19 protein-coding genes are annotated in these 21,629 nt (G+C 60.9%); 7 read left to right on the top strand and 12 right to left on the bottom strand.

What is annotated here, in order from left to right; genetic code table 11:
* Window positions 1-16: 16 nt before the first annotated feature.
* From AC1RAC_RS21865 to pmbA, 3 genes are all read right to left on the bottom strand, one after another.
* Window positions 17-1,393 carry a class II fumarate hydratase gene (locus AC1RAC_RS21865; protein WP_054897019.1) on the bottom strand — a complete coding sequence of 459 codons (1,377 nt, stop codon included), beginning with the start codon at window positions 1,391-1,393 and terminating at the stop codon, window positions 17-19.
* Complete coding sequence (locus AC1RAC_RS21860; protein ID WP_003188570.1) at window positions 1,386-1,781, bottom strand: hypothetical protein; 396 nt, start codon at window positions 1,779-1,781, stop codon at window positions 1,386-1,388. The genes AC1RAC_RS21865 and AC1RAC_RS21860 overlap by 8 nt, the downstream gene beginning before the upstream one ends.
* 146 nt (window positions 1,782-1,927) lie before the next feature.
* Window positions 1,928-3,274 (bottom strand): metalloprotease PmbA, encoded by a 1,347-nt coding sequence (gene pmbA, locus AC1RAC_RS21855; RefSeq protein WP_034126305.1) that lies wholly within the window; start codon window positions 3,272-3,274, stop codon window positions 1,928-1,930.
* 108 nt (window positions 3,275-3,382) lie between these two features.
* On the opposite strand from pmbA, the gene yjgA reads away from it, so the two are divergent.
* Window positions 3,383-3,904 (top strand): ribosome biogenesis factor YjgA, encoded by a 522-nt coding sequence (gene yjgA / locus AC1RAC_RS21850; RefSeq protein ID WP_003188568.1) that lies wholly within the window; start codon window positions 3,383-3,385, stop codon window positions 3,902-3,904.
* Between the two features lie 45 nt (window positions 3,905-3,949).
* Here yjgA and tldD read toward each other — a convergent pair whose 3' ends face one another.
* From tldD to mreB, 8 genes are all read right to left on the bottom strand, one after another.
* A complete protein-coding gene (gene tldD, locus AC1RAC_RS21845; protein WP_003188566.1) occupies window positions 3,950-5,392 on the bottom strand; it encodes a metalloprotease TldD in 1,443 nt (480 codons plus the stop codon).
* A 16-nt stretch (window positions 5,393-5,408) separates the two neighbouring features.
* Entirely contained in the window at window positions 5,409-6,257 is an 849-nt protein-coding gene (locus tag AC1RAC_RS21840) for a carbon-nitrogen hydrolase family protein (protein WP_492616985.1), read from the bottom strand.
* A 48-nt stretch (window positions 6,258-6,305) separates the two neighbouring features.
* Entirely contained in the window at window positions 6,306-10,121 is a 3,816-nt protein-coding gene (locus AC1RAC_RS21835) for a YhdP family protein (RefSeq protein ID WP_492616984.1), read from the bottom strand.
* Window positions 10,122-10,199: 78 nt separating this feature from the next.
* The gene (rng, locus tag AC1RAC_RS21830; RefSeq protein ID WP_003188562.1) at window positions 10,200-11,657 is read right to left on the bottom strand and encodes a ribonuclease G; all 1,458 of its coding nucleotides are present in this window, start codon (window positions 11,655-11,657) and stop codon (window positions 10,200-10,202) included.
* A 70-nt stretch (window positions 11,658-11,727) separates the two neighbouring features.
* Complete coding sequence (locus AC1RAC_RS21825) at window positions 11,728-12,324, bottom strand: Maf family protein (RefSeq protein WP_492616983.1); 597 nt, start codon at window positions 12,322-12,324, stop codon at window positions 11,728-11,730.
* A 50-nt stretch (window positions 12,325-12,374) separates the two neighbouring features.
* Window positions 12,375-12,863, bottom strand: a complete 489-nt coding sequence (gene mreD, locus AC1RAC_RS21820; RefSeq protein WP_003188558.1) for a rod shape-determining protein MreD — start codon at window positions 12,861-12,863, stop codon at window positions 12,375-12,377.
* A complete protein-coding gene (mreC, locus tag AC1RAC_RS21815; RefSeq protein ID WP_072447076.1) occupies window positions 12,863-13,936 on the bottom strand; it encodes a rod shape-determining protein MreC in 1,074 nt (357 codons plus the stop codon). Before mreC ends, mreD begins: the two co-directional genes overlap by 1 nt.
* Window positions 13,937-14,075: 139 nt before the next feature.
* The gene (gene mreB, locus AC1RAC_RS21810) at window positions 14,076-15,113 is read right to left on the bottom strand and encodes a rod shape-determining protein MreB (protein WP_002555108.1); all 1,038 of its coding nucleotides are present in this window, start codon (window positions 15,111-15,113) and stop codon (window positions 14,076-14,078) included.
* 210 nt (window positions 15,114-15,323) lie between these two features.
* On the opposite strand from mreB, the gene gatC reads away from it, so the two are divergent.
* From gatC to AC1RAC_RS21780, 6 genes are read left to right on the top strand one after another with little or no spacing between them, the layout of a single operon-like run.
* Complete coding sequence (gene gatC, locus AC1RAC_RS21805; protein WP_003188556.1) at window positions 15,324-15,611, top strand: Asp-tRNA(Asn)/Glu-tRNA(Gln) amidotransferase subunit GatC; 288 nt, start codon at window positions 15,324-15,326, stop codon at window positions 15,609-15,611.
* A 16-nt stretch (window positions 15,612-15,627) separates the two neighbouring features.
* Window positions 15,628-17,079, top strand: coding sequence for an Asp-tRNA(Asn)/Glu-tRNA(Gln) amidotransferase subunit GatA (gene gatA, locus AC1RAC_RS21800; protein ID WP_014716920.1), 1,452 nt, complete (start codon window positions 15,628-15,630; stop codon window positions 17,077-17,079).
* Between the two features lie 10 nt (window positions 17,080-17,089).
* Complete coding sequence (gatB, locus tag AC1RAC_RS21795) at window positions 17,090-18,535, top strand: Asp-tRNA(Asn)/Glu-tRNA(Gln) amidotransferase subunit GatB (RefSeq protein ID WP_054897023.1); 1,446 nt, start codon at window positions 17,090-17,092, stop codon at window positions 18,533-18,535.
* A gap of 54 nt (window positions 18,536-18,589) precedes the next feature.
* Window positions 18,590-18,961: a septal ring lytic transglycosylase RlpA family protein gene (locus AC1RAC_RS21790; RefSeq protein WP_034126298.1), complete on the top strand. Its 372-nt coding sequence runs from the start codon at window positions 18,590-18,592 to the stop codon at window positions 18,959-18,961.
* A gap of 59 nt (window positions 18,962-19,020) precedes the next feature.
* On the top strand, window positions 19,021-20,067 hold the full coding sequence (locus tag AC1RAC_RS21785) for a calcium/sodium antiporter (protein ID WP_186607427.1): 1,047 nt from the start codon (window positions 19,021-19,023) through the stop codon (window positions 20,065-20,067).
* On the top strand, window positions 20,064-20,447 hold the full coding sequence (locus AC1RAC_RS21780) for a carboxymuconolactone decarboxylase family protein (RefSeq protein ID WP_034126296.1): 384 nt from the start codon (window positions 20,064-20,066) through the stop codon (window positions 20,445-20,447). The genes AC1RAC_RS21785 and AC1RAC_RS21780 overlap by 4 nt, the downstream gene beginning before the upstream one ends.
* 124 nt (window positions 20,448-20,571) lie before the next feature.
* Here the strand turns inward: AC1RAC_RS21780 and AC1RAC_RS21775 are convergent, their stop codons facing one another.
* The gene (locus AC1RAC_RS21775; RefSeq protein ID WP_034126295.1) at window positions 20,572-21,513 is read right to left on the bottom strand and encodes an AEC family transporter; all 942 of its coding nucleotides are present in this window, start codon (window positions 21,511-21,513) and stop codon (window positions 20,572-20,574) included.
* Window positions 21,514-21,629 lie beyond the last annotated feature (116 nt).

Here is a 21,629-nt window from a genome sequence, read left to right as displayed (position 1 = left end):
AAAGCAGGGTCGTTGATTACACGCCGCCGGCGGTGAGCTTTTCCGGGTCCAGCAGGACTTCCAGTTGGCTGCGAGGCAGGTCGGTGTGTTCGAGGGCGACATCGATCACCGGGCGGCCTTGCTGATACGCCTTCTTGGCGATTTCAGCGGCTTTCTGGTAGCCGATGATCGGGTTGAGTGCAGTGACCAGAATCGGATTGCGCGACAGCGCTTCCTTGAGCTTGGGCTCATTGACCTTGAAGCTGGCAATGGCCTTGTCCGCCAGCAACCGGCTGGCATTGGCCAGCAATTCCAGGCTGCTGAGCAGGTTTTGGGCAATGATCGGCAGCATCACATTCAGCTCGAAGTTGCCCGATTGGCCGGCCACCGTGATCACTGTGTCATTGCCGATGACCTGGGCGGCCACCATGGCGGTCGCTTCCGGAATGACCGGGTTGACCTTGCCCGGCATGATCGAAGAGCCTGGCTGCAGCGCCTCCAGTTCGATTTCACCCAGGCCGGCCAATGGCCCGGAGTTCATCCAGCGCAGGTCATTGGCGATCTTCATCAGCGACACCGCCGTGGCTTTCAACTGGCCAGAGACTGCAACGGCGGTGTCCTGGGAGCCAATCAGCGCGAACAGGTTCTTGCCGGGCGTGAATTTCACCCCGGTCAAAAGGCTCAGTTGCTGGCTGAAGCGCCTGGCAAACTCGGGGTGTGCGTTGACCCCGGTACCGACCGCCGTGCCGCCCTGAGCCAATGCTTGCAGCGCCGGTAGCAGGTCCTGCAAGTGACCGATATTGGCCTTGAGCTGCTGCGCCCAGCCGTTCAGCACCTGGCTCATGCGCACCGGCATGGCGTCCATCAAATGCGTGCGGCCGGTCTTGATGAACGGGTGAACCGCCTCGGCTTTTTGCTCGATGACTTGCACCAGATGCAGCAGGGCCGGCAACGTTTGCTCGTGCAGCACCAACGCGGCACTGACGTGGATGGTGGTTGGGATGATGTCGTTGCTGCTCTGGCCGCAATTCACATGATCGTTGGGGTTGACCGCCTCGCCCAGCAAACGGCTGGCAAGGGTCGCGATCACTTCGTTGGCGTTCATGTTGGAACTGGTGCCGGAGCCGGTCTGGAAGATATCCACCGGGAAGTGCTGCATGTAGTCGCCTTCCAGCAAGCCTTGGGCGGCATCGACAATGGCCTTGCCCTGCCCTTCGCTGATTTGCTTGAGCTCGACGTTGACCTTGGCCGCGGCTGTCTTGGCCAGGATCAGGGCGCGGATGAATTGCGCCGGCATGGGTTGATGACTGATGGGAAAGTTGTTCACCGCACGCTGTGTTTGTGCGCCATACAAAGCTTCTTGCGGCACATGCAGTTCGCCCATGCTGTCGCGTTCGATACGGGTGTCACTCATCATTAGATCCTTGCACCAAGTCAGAAACGGAAATCGAAGGCAGTAATTCGCAGCTCGCCAATTGCCAGGCAAAGGTCTGCCAGCGCTTGAGGCGGCAGGCACAGTGGGAGAGTTTTTCCAGGTCGCGCAGTGGTCGCCAGGCCTGGTCCAGGCACAGGGAGCGCCAATGCCAGGGCAATGCGACATCAGCGGCGGTGTCGATCAACAAACGAAATGAGGTTTCAGCGATCGTCCACGGATGGGTTGCGGTGCAACACGCCAGATACCGACCTTCGTTCAGGTAGTGCTCAATCAGGCGGGGTTCATTGGGATCGAGGCCACAGCGAATCTGGCGGCTCATCCAACGCCAGCTTTCCAGATAGGGATCCTCATGCAGGACAGAACTCATGAGCCACACTCATTCGGTAATGATATTTATTATTAAATGATATTGAGAATCAAAACAAGAGCAGCCCATTAATCCTGTCGTGACAAGGCAATAAAAAAGGCGCGCCATCTTTGCGATGGCGCGCCTTTCAGGACGTGCGGGAGGAATTAGCTGCCAGCGACCGTCATGCGTTCGATAAGCACCGAACCCGTGCGAATATTGCTGCGCAGTTCCAGGTCGTTACCCACGGCAACGATCTGCTTGAACATATCGCGCATATTGCCGGCGATGGTCACTTCCTGGACGGCGAACTGAATCTCGCCATTCTCCACCCAGAAGCCCGCCGCACCCCGCGAGTAGTCACCGGTGACCATGTTCAGGCCATGGCCCATCAATTCAGTCACCAGCAACCCGCGCCCCATCCGCCGCAACAACGCCGCCTGGTCTTCATCACCGTGGGTCACGAACAGGTTATGCACACCGCCTGCGTTAGCGGTGCTTGGCAGGCCCAGCTTGCGGCCGGCATAAGTACCCAGCACATAGGACACCAGCTCACCCTTCTCGACAAACGGCTTGGCATAGGTCGCCAGGCCATCGCCGTCGAACGACGAACTGCCCATCGCGCGCATCAGATGCGGGCGCTCGTCGATGGTCAGCCACTCAGGGAACAGCTTCTGGCCGATGGCGCCTTCAAGGAACGAAGACTTGCGATACAGGTTGCCACCGGAAATCGCGCCCAGGAAGCTGCCGAATAAACCACCAGCCAGCTCTGCGGAAAACAGCACAGGCACTTCGCAGGTCGGCACCGGGCGCGCGCCCAGGCGGCTCGCGGCCCGTTGCGCCGCACGCTGGCCAATGCTTGCAGGGTCTGCCAGTAAATCGCCTTGGCGGTTTACGTCGTACCAGTAATCACGCTGCATCTGCCCATTGGCTTCGGCAATCATCACGCAACTGAGGCTGTGACGCGTGGAGGCATAACCACCGATAAAGCCATGGCTGTTGCCGTAGACGCGGCAACCCTGATGAGTGCTCAAGGTGGTGCCGTCCGCATTCTTGATGCGGGCATCGGCATCGAACGCTGCCGCTTCGCAGGTCAGCGCCAGCTCGATGGCTTGCTCAGGGGTGATATCCCAGGCATGGAACAGGTCGAAATCCTGCACATCCTTGGCCATCAGCGCCTTGTCGGCCAGGCCCGAGCTTTCATCCTCGGAGGTGTGCTTGGCAATCGCCAGTGCTGCGGCAACGGTCTCGCGAATCGCCTCAGGGCCACTGGCGGAAGTGCTAGCCGAGCCTTTGCGCTGGCCTGCATACAAGGTAATGCCAAACCCTTGGTCGCGATTGAATTCAACCGTTTCCACTTCCCGCTGGCGCACCGAAGTCGACAACCCTTGCTCCAGCGACACCGCCACTTCACAGGCGCTGGCCCCCTGGCGCTTGGCTTCGGCAAGGATCTGCTCGACTTGTTCCTGCAGTGCCGGTAACGCTTGTGGACCGACGCTTTGGGCTGCACTCATGGTTTTCTCCACTCAAATTCTGCTTTCGGTAATGGCCATCGAGCGACCGGGCCGGACAAGCGGCCCCCGACTGGTTATCATGGCGGCGTTTCTTTGCGGACTGCCACCATGGTTGATTCTTACGACGACTCCCTCGATGGGGAGAAAAGCAAAACCCAGGTCAAACGTGAGCTGCATGCTCTGGTTGACCTTGGCGAGCGCCTTACAACGCTCAAAAAGGATTTGGTTGCCAAACTGCCATTGACCGACGAAATGCGTCGGGCCCTGGCCGATGCGCCCAAGCACACCGCGAATATCGCGCGTAAACGGCACATCTCGTTTATCGGCAAACTGATGCGCGACCAAGACATTGACGCCATTCTGACTTTGCTCGATCAAACCGATGCCTCCACTCGCCAATACAACGAACGCTTCCACAACCTGGAACGTTGGCGTGACCGCCTGATCTCGGGCGATGACGCGGTGCTGGAGAAATTCGTACTGGACTATCCGGACGCGGACCGCCAGCAATTGCGCTCCCTGATCCGTCAGGCCCAGCACGAGCTGGCGCATAACAAGGCGCCGGCCACCAGCCGTAAAATCTTCAAGTACATCCGTGAGCTGGACGAGACTCAACGCGGTCTGCGCTGATCCTCTTCCCCGGGTGGCGGTCTTCGCCACCCGAAGCTCCGGCTCCTACGATCCCGTGCCACCCACGGTAATCGCATCAATTTTCAAAGTTGGCTGGCCAACACCTACCGGCACCGACTGTCCATCCTTGCCGCACGTGCCCACGCCGCTGTCCAGCGACAGGTCGTTACCGACCATCGACACCTTGCTCATGGCTTCCGGCCCGTTACCAATCAGCGTCGCCCCTTTGACCGGCGCGGTAATCTTGCCGTCTTCGATCAGGTACGCCTCGCTGGTGGAGAACACGAACTTGCCGCTGGTGATATCCACCTGGCCGCCGCCGAGGTTGGCGCAGTAGATACCGCGTTTTACCGAGGCAATGATTTCTGCCGGATCGCTTTGGCCACCGAGCATGTAGGTGTTGGTCATGCGCGGCATCGGTAGATGCGCATAGGACTCACGACGACCGTTACCGGTGCGCGCCACGCCCATCAGGCGGGCGTTGAGCTTGTCTTGCATGTAGCCCTTGAGCACGCCGTTCTCGATCAGGGTGGTGCATTCGGTCGGCGTGCCTTCGTCATCGACGCTCAGCGAACCACGGCGGCCGGCCAGGGTGCCGTCATCGACAATGGTGCACAGCTTGGACGCAACCATTTCGCCCATGCGCCCGCTGTAGGCGGAACTGCCCTTGCGGTTGAAATCGCCTTCCAGGCCATGGCCCACGGCTTCGTGGAGCAACACGCCAGACCAACCCGAACCCAGCACCACCGGCAAGGTGCCGGCCGGCGCGGGAATCGCTTCCAGGTTGACCAATGCCTGGCGCAGCGCCTCACGGGCATAGCCCATGGCACGGTCGTCAGCAAGGAAATAACGGTAGTCGGTGCGTCCGCCGCCGCCATGGCCACCGCGCTCGCGGCGCCCGTTCTGTTCGACGATCACACTCACATTGAAACGCACCAGCGGCCGTACATCCGCCGCCAGCCCACCGTCGGTTGACGCCACGAGGATGCGCTCCCACACGCCAGCCATGCTCACGGTCACTTGCTGGATACGCGGGTCCAAGGCACGGGTAGCAGCGTCGATACGCTTGAGCAGCTCTACCTTTTCCGCACGACTGATCACTTCCAAGGGGTTATCCGGCGCATACAACTGCGCCACGTCCTGGGTACTGAACGCCTGCACCGTGCCATTCTGCCCGGCACGGGAGATCGAACGGGCGGCACGCGCCGCCAGGCCCAGGGCCTCTAGGGTGATCGCATTGCTGTAGGCAAATCCGGTCTTCTCACCCGATTGCGCGCGAACGCCTACGCCCTGGTCAAGGTTGAAACTGCCTTCCTTGACGATCCCATCTTCCAACGCCCAGGACTCGGAAATCTGCCCCTGGAAATACAGGTCAGCCGCATCGATACCCGGCCCGGCCAGATCGCCAAGTACGGTTTGCAGGCTTTCGATGGTCACGCCACCGGGTGCCAGGAGGTGATCACTGACTGAGGACAACAACTCGCTCATAGGTTTGGCCTTAAATTCATCGTTCTGAAGCAGGCCGCTGCGCGCCCTGCGAGAAAAAGCGCCGGTGATTGGCCACCGGCATGCGCGCCCGTATCGACGCCTGTTCACTGCTATCGCGTTCGGCCATTAACACCGCTTCGCCTTCATCCTGTTGCGCCAGCACTCGGCCCCAAGGGTCGACAATCGCCGCATGGCCAAACGTTTCCCGTGGGCCTGGGTGCACACCGCCTTGGGCGGCTGCCAGCAGGTAGCACTGGGTTTCGATGGCACGTGCGCGAATCAGCACATCCCAGTGTGCAGCCCCGGTCACCGCCGTGAAGGCCGAGGGCGCGGTAATCAGTTCAGCCCCCGCCGCACGTAACTCGCTGTACAGCTCGGGGAAACGCAGGTCGTAACACACCGTCAACCCCACACGGCCCACCGGCGTATCCGCCACCACCACATGGTTACCGAAAGCATAGTCGTCAGATTCGCGATAACGACCGCGAGCATCCGCCACGTCCACATCAAACAGATGGAGTTTGTCGTAGCGAGCGACGATTTCACCCTGATCATTGATCAGCAGCGAGCAAGCATTGGGTTTGGCGTGGGGCTGGTCCTTGGGCGGCAGCGGCAATGTGCCGGCCACTATCCATAAGGTGAGGTCGCGGGCGGCCTGTTTCAACCAGGGCAGCACAGGCCCTTGGCCCAACGCCTCGGCACGGCCTATGTCGGCCAGGTCGCGGCGGCCCATGGCGGCGAAATTCTCTGGCAGCACCGCGAGTTTCGCACCATCGGCCGCCGCCTGCTCCAGCAGGCGACGCGCCTGGGCGAGGTTGGCCAGCACGTCACTCTGGCTGACCATTTGAATTACCGCAAAGGACATGGGCCGACACTCCATACAGGGCATGGGGCCATGCTACTCCACAGGCTCTCAGTTTGGCTTTTCAAATGGCTTGTCGAAGGTGATTTTTGGATCCTTCCAGGGGCCTTGCACCTTGTATTGCACACTGGCGAAGCGCGAAACCCGGTCACCGATCAGCTTGTCGATCAAAAACAGCGCACCACCAATGGCCGGAGCACCGACAATCAGCGCCGCAATCGGCAGGTTGTTGGTCACAGGCAAGGTGACCAGCAATTTGGCGTCGACGCGATCAGCAACCAGATCCAGGGTGCCGTTAAGCTCCAGGTTGGTGGAAGGCCCGGTCATGGTGATGGGCTCGCGGGTCACGAACACGCCATTACTGGCGGCCAACAAGCCTTTGACCCGGTCGTAGCTCAAGCCCTTGCCGAACAAGTCGGAAAAGTCCAAACGCAAACGCCGCCCAATGGAATTGAAGTTAAGCAGGCCAAACACTCGCAATGCCTGGGCCCCGCCCTCCACTTCGACGAACTGACCTTTGCGGAACGCGGCATCCAGGCTGCCGGAAAACCGCTTGGGCCCGACCCAGGCCGGCGACCCCGGCCAGCGGCCATCCACGTCCAGATGAAAGTCTTCGCTGGTCACCGTAGGCGCAAACCCCCAGCCCTTGAGCACGTCGGCAATGTTGCGGCCATCAAGGCGGCCCTTGTACCAACTGCTGCTGGCGCCTGGCGCACCTTCCCAACCCCCGGCGCCTTTGAGCAGCATGCCCTTGAGGCCAAGGTCGAGGTTATTGAAGGCCAGCCCTTTGGCGGTGGGGCGGATCCTCAGCGACCAGGCCCCGATCAGGTCCGAGCCCTGGAACAGCTGGTCGACGGCAATATCCAGCGCCGGAATGCTTTTTGGGTCGATATCGGCCAGCGGGTCCGGCGCGTTTTCGTCCGCCTGCGCGGTCGGGTCTGGCGCAGGCAATTTCACATACTTGAGGTTGACCGCAATCGGCGCGCCTTTGGCGTCCGGCAGGTTCACCGCGCCCTTGGCTTGCTGGCTATCGAGTTGCAGGCCCCAGGCCGCTGGTTTGCGATCGAGCTGCAAGCTGACCTGGTCAAACTGGGTACCAAACCCGGTCAGTTTGCCCACCTTGAAGTCCGCACCGCTGAGCAGTTGCTTGGCATTGCCACCTGGATCATTGCCCGCGTAGCGATCCACAAGTTTCTTCCAGGGATCGATATCCAGTTCCGACAGCACGCCACGAATGCGCAGGCCCTTGGCACCGGGCAACACGGCATCGCCGTCGCCGAGGAACAGTTCGCCGCGGCCATCATTGAACTTGTCCGGCGGCGCGGCAAAAGTGAAATTCGCCAACTCGCCGTAATCAAACCAGTAACGGCGCTCAGCACCCTGCAAGGTCATGCGAAAGGTGCTGTCACGCCCCTGGCTGGCGGGCATGCCGAACGGTGCCGGCAGGTCCACCGCGACACCCTTGAGGTTGGAGTTGACCATCAACTGGCTGTCCGCGCCGTCCAGGATCACTTGCAACTGGTACGGAATATCGCCGGAGACCGGCAACGGCTGGCTGATTTTCAACCAGTCCGTAAGGCGCTTGACGGTGACCTGGCCATTGGCAGTCACCCGCGTGCTGATATTGCCCGGTTTGCCTTCGGCAAAGATCTGCGCCGTGATGGGGCGGTCGAACGCCTGGGCCGAGATCTTCTGCCCGCTCAGGCCCTTGGCGCTGTCGAAGCGAAAATCACCCTTGAGCTGGGTCAGGTCCAGCGGCGGCTCGGCCAATTGCAGGCGCGCCTTGTCGGTCTTGAAGTCCACCACGATCTTGGGCTCAGTGCCTTTGGCCAGCGGTACGTCCAGGTCCAGGCTACCTTGCAGGTCGCCCTCGCCTTTCCAGCCGGCAAACGTAGACGCCGTGCCGATAGGGGCTTCTTGAAGGATCTTCAGGCCGTCGCCCAAGCCGCCGGAGAACCCGCCCGTGAGCAGCAGATGACTGTCCCCGCCCGCTGGGGCGTGGGGGATATTGACGTAGACATCCTTGACCTGGGTGTCGAGCAACTGGCCCTTGCTCGCCAGAATGCGTACGCCGCTCTCCTCGACAAACACTTCGCCATTGACCTTGTTCACATGAGGCCAGCCCGGCTGGAAGGCGAGCTCGGCATCATGCACCTTGAAGAACAGGCTGATATTGCGCGATGCGGGCAGCGCATTGTGGCTGAGCGAGCCCTGGTACTGGAAGAAGCCTTCGTCCACCGCGCCCTTGAGGATCGCCGTGCGCAGCCATTCATCCAGCGCCGGGCTCAACACGGCGGGTAGATACTTGGGGGTGAAACGGCCATCGCCATCGACCATGCCGACCCGCAGGTCCATGTAGTCTTCCTGGCTGTGGTCGAAATGCAGACGAATCAGGAAGTCCGCCGCCACCTTGCCTTCCTCGCCCAGTACCTTGATATACGGGGCGATCAGGGTGAAGCCTTGCTTGTCCAGCTTCCAGGTCAGGCGCGCATTCGCCTGGATGTACTGCCACGGCTTGGCGAAGATCGGATACAGATGCAAGGAAAAGTCCTTGCTGTCCATGCGCAACTCACCCTGGCCCAGGTCGCCACTGATGCTGCCGGACACATTGCGTGCGGCCGGCGCGCCAAAGTAGGCATCGAAGCCGACACGCTCCAGGTTGGCGGCAAAACTGAGTTTGCGGTCGGTGGTGTCTTGCGGTCGGAAGTCCACCAGCACATTGCGTAACAGGCCAGTGGCTTTGAGGTGTTCGACGGCCTTGGCGAAACCGTCTGGCAGCGGCGCCAAGGCGTTGAGCAACGGGGTAATGGGGGTCAGGTCGAGGCGGTCGGCCTGCAATTTCCACACTTCCTGTTCCTTGTCGGTCGCCAGGCTTTGCTGCAATTGCAGGCGCGACTCCCAGCGGGTTTCGCCAATGTTCATCGCCAGGGAATCAAACAGCACCTTGAGGCCAGTGTCACTGCGTTGCAGGTAGGCGGTCAGGGCCAGGTTTTCAAGGTGCACCGGCTTACGGTCGGCGTAGCTGCCCTTCACTTGGGGCGAATTGAGGCGCACGGCAGCGCTTTGCACCGTACCTTTGGCCCAACTGAGCCAAAACTCGCCGCCAGCCTTCAATTGCGTCAGCTTCCATTGCTGGGTCAGTTTGGCGGGAATCCACTTGGCCCAGTCGCTCTGCGGCAGGCTCAGGTAGGCATCGACCTCAGCGTCTTGCCACTGGCTGGCACGAATGCGGCTACGCAGGCTGACCGCCAACGGTTGGCCATCGGGCAATGTCAGGCGAGCGTCCAGACGCTGCTGGCTCATGCCGGTATGCAGGCTCAGGCCCACATAGGTCACGGTCACTGGTGCCTGGTCGAAGGGTTGCAGGGTCACCTGGCTGTCCAGCACCGACACGCGCTTGACCATTTGCATGCGCGTCAGCAGTTGTTGCGGGTCCAACGGCTGGTCGTCCTGCACCGGCAAGCCTTGCAGGGTCCAGCGGCCGTCCTGGTCTTCCTTGACACTCAGTTGCAAACCACTGACTTGCAGATGGGCGATACGCACTTCGCGGGCCAACAGACTGGCCCACATATCCGGCACCACTTCCACCTGGTCCAGGCGCAAGGCACTGCTGCCCTCGCCGACCATGACGTCGTGGGCCAGCAATACCGGGGCAAACCCGCTCCAGCGGCCTTCAAGGCTGCCGATATGCAGCGGCGTATCCAGCGCAGCCTGGGCCTTGGCCTCGACTTCGGCGCGGTATTCGGCCACGAGCGGGGTGAGTTCGCGTCCCAGGCTCACGTACACCGCCGCCAATACCAGCAACAACGCACACAGGCCCAGGCCCCAACGGGTCAAGGCGGCAAAAAAGCGTATCAGACGCTCCATGTCAGGCGACCCTCAAAAAACGGTTAGCGGACGGCAGATCAAGGTCTGCCGGTCTCGAAGAAAATGCACAGTTGGGGATCAGAGCAACACCACGTCGTATTGTTCCTGGGAATACATGGTTTCGACCTGGAAGCGAATGGTGCGACCGATAAAACTTTCCAGTTCGGCGACGTTACCGGACTCTTCGTCCAGCAGGCGATCCACCACCTTCTGATTGGCAAGCACTCTATAACCTTCGGCCTGATAGGCGCGTGCCTCCCGCAGGATCTCACGGAAAATCTCGTAGCAAACCGTTTCCGGGGTCTTCAGTTTGCCGCGCCCCTGGCAACTGCTGCACGGCTCGCACAGTACCTGTTCCAGGCTCTCACGCGTGCGCTTGCGGGTCATCTGCACCAGGCCCAACTCGGTGATGCCGATGATGTTGGTCTTGGCGTGATCGCGCTCCAGTTGTTTTTCAAGCGTACGCAGCACCTGGCGCTGGTGCTCTTCATCTTCCATGTCGATGAAGTCGATGATGATGATGCCGCCCAGGTTACGCAGGCGCAGTTGACGAGCGATGGCCGTGGCCGCTTCGAGGTTGGTCTTGAAGATCGTCTCTTCAAGGTTGCGATGGCCCACGAAGGCACCGGTGTTGACGTCGATGGTGGTCATGGCTTCTGCCGGGTCCACCACCAGGTAGCCGCCGGACTTGAGTGGCACCTTGCGCTCCAGGGCTTTCTGGATTTCGTCTTCGACGCCATACAGGTCGAATATCGGCCGCTCGCCGGGGTAGTGTTCCAGGCGATCGGCGATTTCTGGCATCAACTCAGCAACAAATTGCGTGGTGCGCTGGAAGGTTTCCCGCGAATCGATGCGAATTTTCTCGATCTTCGGGCTGACCAGATCGCGCAACGTGCGCAACGCCAGGCCCAGGTCTTCATAGATGACGCTGGGCGCACCGATGGTTTTGATCTGTGCGTCGATCTGGTCCCACAGGCGCCGCAGGTAGCGAATATCCATGAGAATTTCGTCGGCACCGGCGCCTTCAGCGGCCGTACGCAGGATAAAACCGCCCGCTTCCTTGATGCCCTCGGCAGCCACGCAGTCGCTGACTACTTTTTTCAGGCGTTCGCGCTCGGCTTCGTCTTCGATCTTCAGGGAAATGCCGACATGGGCGGTGCGCGGCATGTACACCAGGTAGCGCGAGGGGATCGACAACTGGGTGGTCAAGCGTGCGCCTTTGGAACCGATTGGGTCCTTGGTGACTTGTACCACCAGGCTCTGCCCTTCGTGCACCAGGGCGCTGATGCTTTCTACCGCAGGGCCTTCACGCAGGGAAATTTCCGAAGCGTGGATAAACGCAGCGCGGTCCAGGCCGATATCGACGAATGCCGCCTGCATACCTGGCAGTACGCGCACCACCTTGCCTTTGTAGATATTGCCGACAATCCCGCGCTTCTGGGTGCGCTCGACATGCACTTCTTGCAGAACACCGTTCTCTACCACCGCCACGCGCGATTCCATCGGCGTGATATTGATCAGAATCTCTTCACTCATGGCTGGGTCTCGTTCAGGCGTTTTCACAATAGTGACCGGTCGCTTAAGGCTGGGCGCTGGAGGACGACGTTCAGCGCACGGTAAGGTTTTGCCAACAGGGTATGCCGAATTGCGCCAGGAGTTGCGCGGTTTCGCACACAGGCAGGCCCACCACCGCGGAATAACTGCCATTGAGCCCGGCAACGAACACCGAACCCAACCCCTGGATAGCATAGCCGCCGGCCTTGTCCTGCGGTTCATCACTGTGCCAGTAGGCGGTAGCCTCCTGAACAGAAACCTCGCGAAAACGTACACGACTGCTTACACATCGGGTTTCGCAACGCTGGCCGTCAGTCAGGGCAATGGCGGTGAGCACTTCATGTTCTCGACCGGAAAGCGCCATCAGCATCGCCAGCGCATCGGCCTGGTCAACGGGCTTGCCCAGGATCTGGCCATCCACGATCACAGCCGTATCGGCGCCCAATACACAGGCGCCCAGGGTTTGGCCAAGCGCAATAAAACCCGCCGTCGCCTTGCCGCGCGCAAGACGCTCGACATAGGCAACGGCAGGCTCGTTGGCAAGAGGGGTTTCATCAATAGCGGCGCTGACCACGGTGAAGGGCACACCGATCTGGGTCAAAAGTTCACGTCGCCGCGGGGAGCCCGAGGCCAGGTAAAGCGAATTCATTGCAGCCTCTCCCTGTTGAGTTCGATAACCAGGCAGAGCCTCGCAACCATTCAATTGATTTTATAGCGACGACGCAGCCCGCGCAGGCCAAAGCTGATCCAGGGCCACAACAATGCACTGACCAGCGCCGGCAAGACCAACGCCAGCGTAGGCTGACGGTTGCCGGTCAAGGCGCTCAGCCATAGTTGCACCAACTGCGCCAGGCCGAAGATCACCAGGATCACCAGGCACTGCTGCCACATCGGGAACATGCGCAAGCGCTGCTGCAGCGACAGCACCAGAAAGGTAATCAGGGTCAGGATCAACGCGTTCTGGCCCAGCAAGGTGCCATACAACACATCTTCGGCCAAACCCAGGCACATGGCCGTGACCATGCCCACCTTGTGCGGCAGGTTCAATGACCAGAACGCCAGCAACAAGGCCAGCCAGAGCGGGCGCAGGATTTCCATGAACTGCGGCAGCGGCGAGACGCTGAGCAGCAAGCCGATGGCGAAGGTCAGCCAGACGATCCAGCCATTGCGTGAATGAGTACCCGCCATTAGTCCCCCCTCTGCGGTGTGGTGGCCGGAGCGGCGGTCGGTTTAGCCGGGCGCGCGTTATGCGCGGCAGGTTTGGCCGGCGTTGCCACAGGTGCTGCAGCTGCCGGTGCAGGTGACGTGGCTGGGGCGGGTGCAGGTGGGCCAACAAAAGCAGGTTTTGGCACCGTGGCCGGCACGATAGGCGCGGTGCCATTCTGCTGGTCCTCCGCTTCCTGGGCCTGGGCAGCGTCGTTAGCGCGCTCTTCCGGGGTGCGGTTGTCGCTGAACACCAGCAGCAGGTAACGGCTGCGGTTCAGCGCGGCAGTCGGTACCGCCCGAACGATAGCGAACGGCTGGCCGGAATCGTGGATCACCTCTTTGACCGTCGCCACCGGATAACCCGCCGGGAAGCGCTGGCCCAGGCCAGAGCTGACCAACAGGTCGCCTTCCTTGATGTCCGCAGTGTCGGCCACATGGCGCAGTTCCAGGCGTTCCGGGTTACCGGTGCCGCTGGCGATTGCGCGCAAGCCGTTACGGTTGACCTGCACCGGAATGCTGTGGGTCGTATCCGTCAGCAACAGCACCCGCGAGGTGTAGGGCATCAACTCCACCACCTGGCCCATCAGGCCACGGGCATCAAGCACCGGCTGGCCAAGCACCACACCGTCGCGCTCACCCTTGTTGATGATGATGCGGTGGGTAAAGGGGTTGGGGTCCATGCCGATCAGCTCGGCCACTTCGACCTTTTCGTTGACCAGCGCGGAAGAATTGAGCAACTCGCGCAGCCGAACGTTCTGCTCGGTGAGGGCCGCCAGCTTTTGCATGCGCCCCTGCAACAGCAGGTTTTCAGTCTTGAGTTTTTCGTTCTCGGCGACCAGTTCGGTGCGGCTGCCAAATTGGCTGGACACGCCCTGGAAGAGACGTTGCGGCAGGTCGGTGATCCAGTAGGTCTGCATCAACACCAGCGACATCTGGCTGCGCACCGGCTTGAGCAGTGCAAAGCGGGCATCGACCACCATCAGCGCGACCGAAAGCACGGTCAGCACCAATAAGCGCACACCCAATGAGGGGCCTTTGGCGAAAAGCGGTTTAATAAGCCGCTCCTCCCAGGCAAATGTTCTCTTTATTCATACGGCATCAAACCGGCCTGGATGCAGATTGAAGAAGATAAACGCCAACAGGCAGCACTGCAAAGTGCTGCCTGCCGACGAAGCATGAACCATCCAGGCAATCTTATTCGCTGGAGAGCAGGTCCATGGTGTGTTTATCCATCATTTCCAGCGCACGACCACCGCCACGGGCAACGCAGGTCAGCGGGTCTTCGGCGACGATCACTGGCAGGCCGGTTTCCTGGGCCAGCAACTTGTCGAGGTCGCGCAGCAAGGCGCCACCACCGGTCAGTACCAGGCCACGCTCGGCAATATCGGAAGCCAGCTCCGGCGGCGATTGTTCCAGGGCACTTTTCACCGCCTGAACGATGGTGGCCAGGGACTCTTGCAGAGCCTCCAGCACTTCATTGGAGTTCAGGGTGAAGGCACGTGGAACGCCTTCGGCCAGGTTGCGACCGCGCACATCGACTTCGCGCACTTCACCGCCTGGGTAAGCGGTGCCGATTTCCTGCTTGATGCGCTCGGCGGTGGATTCGCCGATCAGGCTGCCGTAGTTACGACGCACATAAGTGATGATCGCTTCGTCGAAGCGGTCGCCGCCCACGCGCACGGATTCGGCATACACCACACCGTTCAGGGAAATCAGGGCGATTTCGGTAGTACCACCACCGATATCCACCACCATCGAACCGCGCGCTTCTTCCACCGGCAGGCCGGCTCCGATCGCAGCCGCCATTGGCTCTTCGATCAGGAATACTTCACGGGCACCGGCGCCAAGGGCCGATTCACGGATGGCGCGACGCTCCACCTGGGTGGACTTGCACGGAACGCAGATCAGCACGCGAGGGCTGGGCTGCAGGAAACTGTTTTCGTGAACTTTGTTGATGAAGTACTGCAGCATCTTTTCGCAGACGCTGAAATCGGCGATCACGCCATCCTTCATCGGACGAATGGCAGCAATATTGCCTGGTGTACGGCCGAGCATGCGCTTGGCCTCGGTGCCAACGGCAACGACACTTTTCTGATTACCATGGGTCCGAATGGCCACAACCGATGGCTCATTCAGAACGATACCGCGCTCGCGCACGTAAATAAGGGTGTTGGCAGTGCCCAGGTCAATGGAGAGATCGCTGGAAAACATGCCACGCAGTTTCTTGAACATGGGGAAAGGACCCTAGGCAACGCGTGGGTAAAAAAGTGCGGCAAACTCTAACAACGACAGGGATTTTGGGCAAGGCGCCAATGTGCTAAATTGGCCGACTTTCTGTGCACCAACCCCCACAATCGCGGCCTTATGACCGTAGAAATGCGGTAGTGTTCCGACAATCTAACACACGGACGCCCTCCGTTCTGTTTTCCACTGGAGAATCCCATGGCGCTTGAACGCTCCGACGTGGAAAAAATCGCACATTTGGCCTCGCTTGGCCTTAATGATGCCGATCTTCCACAGACCACCGCAGCCCTGAACAGCATTCTCGGGCTGGTCGACCAAATGCAGGCCGTGAATACCGACGGCATCGAGCCCCTGGCTCACCCACTGGAAGCCAGCCAGCGCCTGCGCGCAGACGTCGTGACCGAACGCAATAATCGCGAGGCCTACCAGTCCATCGCGCCAGCGGTCGAAAACGGCCTGTACCTGGTTCCGAAAGTCATCGACTAAAGGGAAAGAGCCTTTCATGCATCACATGACTCTGGCCGAGATCGCCCGCGGTCTCGCCGACAAATCGTTTTCTTCCGAAGAGCTGACCCAGACCTTGCTGGCGCGTATCGCCGCGCTCGATCCGAAGGTCAACAGCTTCATCAGCCTCACCGAGGAGCTAGCCCTGAGCCAGGCCAAGGCCGCCGACGCCCGTCGCGCCAACGGTGAGAACGGCGCGCTGCTCGGCGCACCGATCGCCCACAAGGACCTGTTCTGCACCCAGGGCATTCGCACCAGCTGCGGCTCGAAGATGCTCGACAACTTCAAGGCGCCCTACGACGCCACTGTGGTCGCCAAGCTGGCCGCCGCCGGCGCCGTGACCCTTGGCAAGACCAACATGGACGAATTCGCCATGGGTTCGGCCAACGAGTCCAGCTACTACGGTGCGGTGAAAAACCCGTGGAACCTGGAACACGTCCCGGGTGGTTCGTCCGGTGGTTCGGCTGCGGCCGTGGCCGCACGCTTCCTGCCGGCCGCTACCGCCACCGATACCGGCGGTTCGATCCGCCAGCCAGCCGCCTTCACCAACCTCACCGGCCTGAAGCCGACCTACGGTCGCGTTTCCCGTTGGGGCATGATCGCCTACGCCTCAAGTCTCGATCAGGGCGGCCCTCTGGCACGCACGGCTGAAGACTGCGCAATATTGTTACAAGGCATGGCAGGCTTCGATAAACAGGACTCCACCAGCATCGACGAGCCAGTGCCGGACTACAGCGCCAGCCTGAACACCTCGATCAAGGGCCTGCGCATCGGCGTGCCGAAGGAATACTTCAGCGCTGGCCTCGACCCGCGTATCGCCGAACTGGTGCAAAACAGCATCAAAGAGCTGGAAAAGCTTGGCGCCGTGATCAAGGAAATCAGCCTGCCGAACAACCAGCACGCGATTCCCGCCTACTACGTGATCGCGCCAGCAGAGGCCTCTTCCAACCTGTCGCGTTTCGACGGCGTGCGCTTCGGCTACCGCTGCGAGAACCCAAAAGACCTCACCGACCTGTACAAACGCTCCCGTGGCGAAGGCTTCGGCAGTGAAGTGCAGCGCCGGATCATGGTCGGGGCCTACGCCCTGTCGGCCGGCTACTACGACGCGTACTACCTCAAGGCGCAAAAAATCCGTCGCCTGATCAAGAACGACTTCATGGCCGCCTTTGAAGAAGTCGATGTGATCCTCGGCCCGACCGCGCCGAACCTGGCGTGGAAGATCGGCGCCAAGACCGGCGACCCGATCGCCGAATACCTGGAAGACCTCTACACCATCACCGCCAACCTCGCGGGCTTGCCGGGCTTGTCCATGCCCGCAGGTTTCGTCGATGGCCTGCCGGTGGGCGTGCAATTGCTCGCCCCATATTTCCAGGAAGGCCGCCTGCTCAATGTGGCGCACCAGTACCAGTTGAACACCGACTGGCACACCCGCACCCCTACCGGCTTCTGAGGAGAACACTATGCAATGGGAAGTTGTGATCGGGCTGGAGATTCATACCCAGCTCGCCACCCAATCGAAGATTTTCTCCGGTAGCGCCACCACGTTCGGCTCCGAGCCCAATACCCAGGCCAGCCTGGTAGACCTGGGCATGCCCGGCGTGCTACCGGTGCTGAACCAGGAAGCGGTGCGCATGGCGGTGATGTTCGGCCTGGCGATTGACGCCGAAATCGGGCAGCACAACGTGTTTGCGCGCAAGAACTACTTCTACCCGGACCTGCCCAAGGGCTACCAGATCAGCCAGATGGAACTGCCGATTGTCGGCAAGGGCCACCTGGACATTCCCCTGGAAGACGGCACCATCAAGCGCGTCGGCGTCACCCGTGCACACCTGGAGGAAGACGCCGGCAAAAGCCTGCACGAAGAATTCCCGGGCGCCACCGGTATCGACCTGAACCGTGCCGGCACGCCGCTGCTGGAGATCGTGTCCGAGCCGGACATGCGCAGCGCCAAGGAAGCCGTGGCCTACGTCAAGACCATCCACGCGCTGGTGCGCTACCTGGGCATCTGCGACGGCAACATGGCCGAAGGCTCGCTGCGTTGCGATTGCAACGTGTCGATCCGCCCCAAGGGCCAGGTCGAGTTCGGCACCCGCTGCGAGATCAAGAACGTCAACTCGTTCCGCTTCATCGAGAAAGCGATCAACAGCGAAGTACGTCGCCAGATCGAGCTGATCGAAGACGGCGGCAAGGTGATCCAGCAAACGCGCCTGTACGACCCGAACAAAGACGAAACCCGCGCCATGCGCAGCAAAGAGGAAGCCAACGACTACCGTTACTTCCCCGACCCGGACCTGTTGCCGGTGGTGCTGGAGGATTCGTTCCTCAATGACATCCGCGCCACCCTGCCGGAACTGCCGCAGCAAAAACGCGAGCGCTTCCAGGAGCAATTCGGCCTGTCGGTCTACGATGCCAGCGTATTGGCCTCCAGCCGTGAACAAGCCAACTACTTCGAAAAAGTCGTGAGCATTGCCGGCGACGCCAAGCTGGCGGCCAACTGGGTGATGGTCGAGCTGGGCAGCCTGTTGAACAAACAGGGCCTGGAAATCGACGACGCGCCGGTCACCGCCGAACAACTGGGTGGCATGCTGCTGCGCATCAAGGACAACACCATCTCCGGTAAAATTGCCAAGACCGTGTTCGAAGCGATGGCCGCCGGTGAAGGCAATGCCGACGAGATCATCGAGAAGCGTGGCCTCAAACAAGTCACCGACAGCGGCGCCATCTCGGCCGTGCTCGATGAAATGCTCGCGGCCAATGCCGAACAGGTCGAGCAATACCGCGCCGCAGACGAAGCCAAGCGCGGCAAGATGTTCGGCTTCTTTGTCGGCCAGGCGATGAAAGCCTCCAAGGGCAAAGCCAACCCGCAACAGGTGAACGAACTGCTCAAAAGCAAGCTCGAAGGCTGATCCATGATCGTTCCCACGCTCTGCGTGGGAACGATCCAACGGGGACATCTTGAAATGAAGCGTCTACTCGGCCTCCTGGCCCTGTCCTCCCTGCTGGCCGGTTGCGCCAGCGGCCTCATCGACCCCAACGGCTACGACGAAACCGGCACCGCGTCCTATTACGGCGCCAAGCACCATGGCAAGAAAACCGCCAGCGGTGAACCTTTCAACCAGAACGCCTTGACCGCCGCCCATCGGCGCCTGCCCTTCGGTACGCAGGTCAAGGTGACCAACCTCGACAACAACCGTTCTGTCGTGGTGCGTATCACTGATCGCGGCCCGCATACCCGTGGCCGCCTGATCGACGTTTCACGCAAGGCTGCCGAGCAGTTGCGCATGCTGCGCAGCGGTACCGCACGGGTACGCGTGCAAGCCCTGAACAACTGATCGAGGCAGCCTTGAGCATTTTCGGATTGAACGCCCTCTCACCCTGGAGCCTGCTCGAACTGGTGGGCGGCCTGATCTTGCTGATCATCGGCGCTGAAATCCTGGTACGCGCCGCAGTACGCCTGGCGGCGAGCCTCAAGGTGCGGCCACTGATCATCGGCTTGAGCATCGTCGCCTTCGGCAGCAGTGCGCCGCAGATGACCGTCAGCCTTCAGGCCACGCTGGCCGGCAACACGGATATCGCTGTGGGCAGTGTCATCGGCAGCAGTATCTTCAACATCCTCGTGACCCTGGGCTTGTCCGCACTGATCATTCCGTTGCGGGTCTCGCGGCAACTGGTGCGCGTAGATATCCCGGTGATGATCGTCGCCGGCCTGCTGGTATTTATCCTGGCGGCTAACGAAATGCTGACGCCCTTCGATGGCGCCGTGCTGCTGGTGGCGCTGGTGGCCTACCTTGGCGTATTGCATTATCAGACGCGTCATTCCCGCCGCCCGCGCACTCTGGACACCGTGGCGAAGGCGCCATGGCTGAGCAGTGTGCTGCTGATGCTCGGCGGTTTGCTGGTGCTGGTGCTGGCCGGGCATTTGTTGCTCGGCGCAGCGGTGGATGTAGCGGGCGATCTCGGATTGTCGGAGCGCGTCATCGGCCTCACGTTGATCGGCGTCGGCACCTCGCTGCCGTGCCTTGCCACATCGCTGATCGCCGCGTTGCGTGGCGAACGGGAGATCGCCGTGGGCAACGTGATCGGCAGCAACCTGTTCAACCTGCTCGGCGTGCTGGGCTTTACCGCACTGGTGGCGCCGACGCCGCTGTCGGTCTCGCCCAACGCCCTGGACTTCGATTTACCGGTGATGCTCGGCGCCATCATCCTGTGCCTGCCGGTGTTCTATACCGGCTATCGGGTAACACGTATCGAAGGGCTGGTGCTGCTGGGGCTGTACCTGGCGTACGGGCTGCATGTCATGGCCTTCACCACTGGCATGCCGCTGGCCAACAAGCTTGAACAATTGATGCTGTATTACGTCCTGCCAGCGTTAGGGGCTCTGCTGTTGTTCACCTCACTGCGCGCCTGGCACCGCCAACACAAGAGGGAATCGCAATGACCGAACAGAAAAAACCCGGGGTTGAAGTACGTCGCCAGGTCATGGGCGATGCGTTCGTCGACCGCGCCTTGGGTAATGCCACGGCGTTCACCCAACCGCTGCAGGACTTCGTCAATGAGCACGCGTGGGGCAGCGTCTGGAACCGCGAAGGGTTACCGCTCAAGACCCGCAGCCTGATCACCCTCGCCGCCCTCACCGCCCTCAAGTGCCCGCAGGAACTCAAGGGCCATGTGCGCGGTGCGCTGAATAATGGCTGTACGGTGGAGGAGATCCGCGAAGCGCTGCTGCATTGCGCGGTGTATGCAGGGGTGCCGGCGGCGATTGATGCGTTTCGGGCGGCGCAGGAAGTGATTGAGGCGTATCAGGCCGATCAGCAGTGACTGTCCTGTAGCTATCGCAGGCAAGCCAGCCCCCACACTTGAGGGTATTCACACGTCCACATGTGGGAGCTGGCTTGTCGGGTCGCCGCATCGCTGCGATGGGGCCTCAAGCTGCCCGCCGATTTCAGATCCAACCCCCCGCCTGCAACACAAAAATCCCGATATTCGTGGTCACCGCCGCCATCAGCGTGGTGATCACGATAATCGCGGCCGCCAGCTCATGATTACCCTGCGCCGCCCGGGCCATCACAAAGCTTGCGGCGGCGGTCGGCGCGCCGAAATACAGAAACAGAATCCCCAACTCCGGCCCTCGGAACCCCAGCAACCACGCGCCCAGGGTGGCGATCACCGGTAGCCAGATCATCTTCATCAGGCTCGCGCTCAACGCCATGTTGCCGCTCTTGCGCAGCGCGGCCATGGACAAGGTGCCACCGATGCAAATCAACGCCAGCGGCAGCGTGGTATCGGACAGGTACTGCAAGGATTTCTCAAGCCAACCGGGCACGCCGATCTGGAAGTACGCGAACGGCGTAGCGACGATCACGCTGATAATCAGCGGGTTGGCCAATACGCTTTTGAAGATGCTCCACGGGTCGGACTTGATCACCGGGCTATAGACCGCCAGCACAATGGTCGACAGCGTGTTGTAAAAGAGGATCACCAGCGCGGCGAGGATCGCGCCCAGGGATATGCCGTAATCGCCGTACATACTGGCCGCCAGTGCCAGGCCGATGACCCCGTTATTGCCACGAAACGCGCCTTGGGCGTAGATGCCTCGGTCTTCGCGCTTGCAGCGAAAGATCGCCCAACCCCAGGCCACGGCAAAGCTCACCAGGGTGGCGACGCAGAAGTAGATGAGCAGGCCCGGCTTGAGCGCCGAGTGCAGGTCGGCATGCAGAATGCCAAGGAACAGCAGCGCCGGCATGGCGACGTTGAACACCAGGGACGATGCGGTGTGGATAAAGTTGTCGTTGATCCAATTGATGCGCTTTAGAAACACGCCCAGGAACAGCATGGCAAACACCGGCGCGGTGATGGTGAGGGTGGTGAGGAAGATTGCCAGCATGCCGGGGAGAACCTTGGTGGGCGTCGTTAGTTGGCTAATGATAAGCCAGTACGAGCGGGTTCGTGTGGGCAACGCCATTCAAATGTGGGAGCTGGCTTGCCGTCGTAGGAGCGAGC

This window comes from Pseudomonas sp. GW823-FHT02F05 (assembly GCF_058797315.1).
Note: the sequence above shows the minus strand (reverse complement) of the source record. Positions and strands in the feature narration are given on the sequence as shown.